Annotated in this window: 4 protein-coding genes; 1 reads left to right on the top strand and 3 read right to left on the bottom strand. The window is 39.5% G+C overall.

Annotated elements, in window-relative coordinates; translation table 11 throughout:
* The first annotated feature begins 912 nt into the window (after window positions 1-912).
* A complete protein-coding gene (locus PSF67_RS07710) occupies window positions 913-1,341 on the top strand; it encodes a hypothetical protein (RefSeq protein WP_168222872.1) in 429 nt (142 codons plus the stop codon).
* 267 nt (window positions 1,342-1,608) lie between these two features.
* On the opposite strand, the gene actP is transcribed toward PSF67_RS07710, so the two are convergent.
* The 3 genes from actP to acs all read right to left on the bottom strand — a co-directional run bounded on the left by actP (window position 1,609) and on the right by acs (window position 5,651).
* On the bottom strand, window positions 1,609-3,258 hold the full coding sequence (gene actP / locus PSF67_RS07705) for a cation/acetate symporter ActP (protein ID WP_102140124.1): 1,650 nt from the start codon (window positions 3,256-3,258) through the stop codon (window positions 1,609-1,611).
* A complete protein-coding gene (locus PSF67_RS07700; RefSeq protein WP_004906633.1) occupies window positions 3,255-3,566 on the bottom strand; it encodes a DUF485 domain-containing protein in 312 nt (103 codons plus the stop codon). Before PSF67_RS07700 ends, actP begins: the two co-directional genes overlap by 4 nt.
* Before the next feature lie 129 nt (window positions 3,567-3,695).
* The gene (gene acs, locus PSF67_RS07695; protein ID WP_166268358.1) at window positions 3,696-5,651 is read right to left on the bottom strand and encodes an acetate--CoA ligase; all 1,956 of its coding nucleotides are present in this window, start codon (window positions 5,649-5,651) and stop codon (window positions 3,696-3,698) included.
* Between the last annotated feature and the right edge of the window lie 375 nt (window positions 5,652-6,026).

Here is a 6,026-nt window from a genome sequence, read left to right as displayed (position 1 = left end):
TATCTTTACCGTTGATCGTGGTGAATAGAATTGTTGGAACTAAAGTAGTGAGTAACAGCTCACGTATTTTTTAATTAAGTGCAGGTAAGTCAATAAAATTAAATGGATATAGTTTGTTGATAATTATCTATTACTCCAGAGAATGTAACTGCTTGAGCCAAAGTAGTAAGTAACAGCTTACGTATTTTTTAACTAGGTGCATGTAAGTCAATAAAATCAAATGGATATGGTGAGTTGATAATTATCTATTACTCCAGAGAATGTAACTGTTTGAGCCAAAGTAGTAAGTAACAGCTCACTTATTTCTTAATTAAGTGCAGGTAAGTCAATAAAATCAAACTCAGCTTTACAGTAAGGGAAATAGGGGGTGGGTTAGGTGAGTTTATCTCTCCGAGTACAATTGCTGTGTGATTTGACTCTCTGGATGATAGGTAATTTATGATCTATTAAAAAAAATAATGACTTAATGAAACTATCTGACAGAATTGGCCTTAACCTGAACTGTAATGTTTATAATCTTAATGGTTTTTATGGTGTTAATTAAGTGACCCAAAGAAGTCATTTCTTGAACAATAAACTCATTAATATCAATAGATAAAAGTAAATTAATCAATTTTACTCATATGTAAGTTTACTATTTTGTTAGTTTATTTTTAATAAATAAGTGCTCGATTGTTTATTTTTTTATATAAAAATTGTTAAATTGATGTTTCAATTTCTTACATTTATACTGTGTTAAGTAGTTAATGGTATATCCAGCTATCATGTTACCGATGAAGTTTGCTTATAAGTGAAATTTTCAAAGGAAAGAAACTTACATCCCGATATGAAAGATAGGCCGGCTAAGCAAGTTATACCTTTTAATGGATGGTATTTCGTGTAAACAATATTTGTATAGCAAAGGTGGGTCATATGAATAAATCAAAAAGCGCTAATCATCGAATTTTCGACCAAATTATTTCTGTAAACAAACAGAAAGAAAATGAGTTTAATAATGGCCAAGATGGCGCAACGATTCTTTCTTTATTAGTGATGTTTTTTGTTCCTTTTTTACTGTTAAATGCGCTGAGAAATACCCTTGGCATTGACTATAGCTTTGCCACTGTCATTGGAATGCTCGCTATCAGTGGGTTTATTACCGCAGTGCTGTATAAAAAATTAAAACTGGGTTCCCAATTCGCAGATAAAAATATTGTATTAGACCAGCTACTTTCTCGTTACACGCCGAAAAACAAGCAAGAATTTAAAAAATTACAAGAAGAAAGAAAAACAAGTTCAGCAGAGTTTTATTCACTAGTAGAAAATTGGGCTGATGTAGAAAGACAACACTATGCAAGATAGTATCGAATAACGAAAACAAAAATAAGTTTTTTAATATTATTAATATCCTTCTTTTCTCTACATAGAAAGAAGGATTTTTTTTACACAAAACTTATGAGTAATAGGGGCAAATTATACTATCATTTCATTTATGTGAGTTCATTTAGCCTGTTGATTTATTAGATAAAATTAAGAAAGTTAATGGTGAAACTAGTGTAGGCTTAAATAAACTATTAATAAAAAACGGCTCGATACACTGAGCCGTTTGGTGTGGCAATAAAGTTAGGTTTAGTGTGATTTACCCTGTTCAATACCTAGTCCAATTTGTGAACGAACAAATTGCTCTTTAAAGCGCTCTCTTTCCATTTTTCCTTGTTCTGAATTATCCGTCACCGAGAATAACCATGAAGCAATAAATGCAACAGCCATGGAGAAAAGTGCTGGATATTCATATGGATATATAGGTTTTTCATGATGAAGAATGCTAACCCAGATTGTTGGTCCTAAAATCATCAGGACAACTGCGGTAATTAAACCGAACCATCCACCAGCCAATGCACCGCGAGTTGTCAGCTTACGCCAGTACATCGACAGTAAAATGATCGGGAAATTACAGCTGGCTGCAATTGAGAAGGCTAAACCAACCATGAAGGCAATATTTTGTTTTTCAAACAAAATACCTAAACCAATCGCAACAAAACCTAAGATAACAACGGTAATTTTAGAGACACGTAATTCATCTTTTTCATCTGCTTTACCATTTTTCATTGCCATCGCATACAAGTCATGGGAAACCGCAGAGGCACCCGCTAGTGTTAAACCGGCAACAACAGCAAGGATGGTGGCAAAGGCAACCGCAGAAATAAAGCCTAAGAAGAAGTTACCACCGACGGCATCTGCAAGGTGAACAGCTGCCATATTTGTTCCACCGATAAGTGCTCCAGTTGCATCTTTAAATGCAGGATTGGAACTGACTAGAACGATGGCACCAAAACCAATAATAAAGGTTAATATGTAAAAATAACCAATAAAGCCAGTGGCATAGAACACACTTTTACGTGCTTCTTTTGCATCACTGACTGTGAAGAATCGCATAATTATGTGAGGGAGACCTGCAGTACCAAACATCAAAGCAAGACCAAGGGATAAGGCGGATATTGGGTCGGAAACCAGTCCTCCCGGGCTCATAATGGCAATACCATTTTTATGAACTTCAACCGCTTCTTTAAACAGAGTGTTAAAATTAAAGCCAACATGCTTCATAACCATAACGGCCATGAATGTTGCACCTGCTAATAACAAGATGGCTTTAATAATTTGCACCCAAGTTGTGGCTAACATTCCACCAAATAGGACATATAGCACCATCAAGATACCCACGATAACAACCGCGACGTGGTAATTGAGACCAAATAACAATTCAATCAATTTACCCGCGCCAACCATTTGAGCGATAAGGTACAGTGCAACAACAACTAGAGAGCCAACCGCAGATAGAATACGAATGGGTCTTTGTTTTAATCGATAAGAAGCGACATCAGCGAAGGTATAACGACCTAAATTACGTAAGCGCTCGGCAATTAAGAATAGAATGATCGGCCAGCCAATTAAGAAGCCAATTGAATAAATCAGGCCATCATAGCCAGAAGTATAAACCAGAGCAGAGATCCCTAAGAAGGAGGCAGCAGACATAAAGTCGCCAGCGATAGCCATCCCGTTTTGGAAACCGGTAATTTTCCCACCCGCAGTGTAGTAATCAGAGCGAGAACGCGTTCTTTTTGACGCCCAGTAGGTAATATACAAAGTGAAGCCGACAAACAGTAAGAACATCACAATTGCCTGAATATTCACAGGCTGGCGTTCAACATCCCCTGTCAATGCATCAGAAAACGCCATTGATGAGGTAAAAAAGAGAATGAGTGAGAGCAATATTTTCATTTTTCTACCTCTTTTAAAATTTCTGCGGTTAAACGGTCGTATTCACCGTTGGCTCGGATAACGTAAAGCCCAGTGAGTACAAATGAAATGACAATTAGGCCGACACCAACAGGGATCCCTCTTGTGATGTATGAACCTTCGGATATCGGTGTTCCTAGCCAGCTTGGGTCAAAAGCGATAAGAAAAATAAATCCAACATACAGCACGAGCGTTATTATTGATAACAACCATGAAAAGCGACTACGTTTCCTAACCAGTTCTTTAAAGCGAGGGTTATCCTCTACCTTTTCGTAAGCAGTAGCATTCATCAGAGTTCTCCTCTGTTATACTCGTCATACTTCAAGCTGCAGCATTGTTGACTGCACCTCGAATTATTTAGAGTAAACCATCTTGTTGGGATGTATGTAAGGCCGCCTCAATGAGTTGGCCTTTTAGCGTTATGACATACTCATAGACTGTTTTTCTTCGAGTAGTTTTTCGACAACACCTGGATCGGCCAGAGTGGAGGTATCTCCAAAATTACTGGTGTCCCCTGATGCAATTTTACGTAGGATACGACGCATGATTTTACCGGAACGGGTTTTGGGTAGTGAATCCGTCCAGTGAAGAACATCTGGTGTAGCAATTGGGCCAATTTCTTTACGAACCCAATTACGAACTTCGGTGTATAGCTCTGGTGATGGCTCAACCCCAGATATTAATGTGACATAAGCGTAGATTGCTTGGCCTTTAATATTATGAGGAATACCGACCACAGCCGCTTCAGCCACTTTCGGATGTGCTACGAGGGCGGATTCTATTTCTGCCGTACCTAGACGGTGGCCCGAAATATTCAGTACATCGTCAACACGACCGGTAATCCAATAGTAACCATCTTCATCACGACGAGCACCATCACCGCTAAAGTACATGCCTTTAAAGGTTGAGAAATAGGTTTGCTCGAAGCGTTCGTGATCGCCAAATAAGGTTCGGGCTTGACCCGGCCATGAATCAACAATCACTAAGTTACCTTCTGTGGCGCCTTCTATAGGTTCACCAAGGTTATCAACTAACGCAGGGCGAACACCGAAGAATGGCAATGTTGCAGACCCCGGTTTTAACATAGTTGCTCCCGGGAGCGGTGTGATCATGAAACCACCCGTTTCCGTTTGCCACCAGGTATCAACCACTGGACAACGGCTATTACCAATTTTTTTATAGAACCATTCCCAAGCTTCAGGGTTAATGGGTTCCCCCACGGAGCCGAGAATTCGTAATGAGCTGCGGTCAGTACCTTCAATGGCTTTATCGCCTTCAGCCATTAATGCACGGATAGCAGTTGGGGCGGTATAAAGGATATTGACTTGGTGTTTATCAACCACTTGGCTCATTCGGTTAACTGATGGGTAATTAGGTACCCCTTCGAACATTAATGTTTTAGCGCCATTGGATAATGGCCCATATAACAAATAACTATGGCCTGTTACCCAGCCGACATCAGCAGTACACCAATAGACTTCACCCGGATGGTAGTCGAAGGTGTACTTGAATGTCAGTGTGGCATAGACTAAATAACCGCCAGTGGTATGCAGAACGCCTTTTGGCTTACCTGTAGAACCCGAGGTGTACAGGATAAAGAGCGGGTCTTCTGCGTTGATTTCTTCAGGAGGGCAGTCTGCACTGACCCCTTTGATGACGTCGTGCCACCAGAGATCACGGCCTTCTACCCAGCTCGGTGCGTTACCTGTGCGTTGGTAAACAATCACATGAGAAACCGTAGTGACTTGCGGATTAGCGAGTGCGTCATCCACATTTTTCTTTAATGGAATTGCACGGCCAGCACGTAAGCCTTCATCTGCGGTGATGATGAGCTTCGCTTTACAGTCAATAACGCGACCAGAGACAGCTTCAGGGGAGAAACCAGCAAAAATGACCGTATGTATCGCGCCAATACGGGCACAGGCTAGCATCGCGACAGCAGCTTCAACAACCATAGGCATGTAAATGGCGACAACATCGCCTTTACGAATACCTTGTTGTTTCAGGACATTAGCAAACTGACATACATCATGGTGCAGTTCGCGGTAAGTAACATTTTTTGACGATAAAGGGTCATCGCCTTCCCAAATAATCGCTGTTTGGTCACCTTTTTCAGCCAGATGGCGATCTAAACAGTTAGCACTTAAATTTAATGTACCGTCTTCAAACCAGCGGATATCAATATGGCCGGGGTCGAAAGAGGTGTTCTTGACACGAGTGTAAGGTTTAATCCAATCAACGATTTTTCCTTTTTCGCCCCAAAATCCTTCAGGGTCTTGAATCGAGCGTTGGTACTCATCGTTATACTGTTGTTCGTTTATCAGGGCATTTTTTGCAATTTCAGCAGGAACGGGATGTTTAGTTATTTGAGTCATATTATTATCTCCTTGCAGATGTTAATACTATGTCAAAAAATGGTTAACTAAAGCACGAATTTTAAATTTGTTTTTCTTTTGCGCGGAAGATCACGTATTAATTGTAATGAGATTTGCAGGATTATCATTTGATGCTAAATATCAAATTGAAATATAAGACTAAAAATATAACAAAAGGTAGATTTAAAGAAAAATAAAAGGTGGGGTTATTGGTATTAGTTACTGAATAAACGAGCTCTCATAGCGAATATAAATATCCATATGTTTACTGTGGGTTTGATAATGATTTTCATTAACAGTAAAATAACTATAATAGATAGTAATTCACAAGGTGCGAAGTTACGCAAGTGTTTACCCTATGAGCCTTGTGGTAAA

The sequence above is a fragment of the Providencia sp. PROV076 genome, assembly GCF_028483405.1.
Classification (GTDB): domain Bacteria; phylum Pseudomonadota; class Gammaproteobacteria; order Enterobacterales; family Enterobacteriaceae; genus Providencia; species Providencia huaxiensis.
The sequence above is the reverse complement of the archived record's forward strand: the minus strand, read 5'-3'. Positions and strand labels throughout refer to the sequence as shown.

Coding starts and splice junctions, on each gene's coding strand:
- PSF67_RS07700 (WP_004906633.1), bottom strand. CDS start 3,566: ATGAATGCTACTGCTTACGAAAAGGTAGAGGATAACCCTCGCTTTAAA.
- actP (WP_102140124.1), bottom strand. CDS start 3,258: ATGAAAATATTGCTCTCACTCATTCTCTTTTTTACCTCATCAATGGCG.
- PSF67_RS07710 (WP_168222872.1), top strand. CDS start 913: ATGAATAAATCAAAAAGCGCTAATCATCGAATTTTCGACCAAATTATT.
- acs (WP_166268358.1), bottom strand. CDS start 5,651: ATGACTCAAATAACTAAACATCCCGTTCCTGCTGAAATTGCAAAAAAT.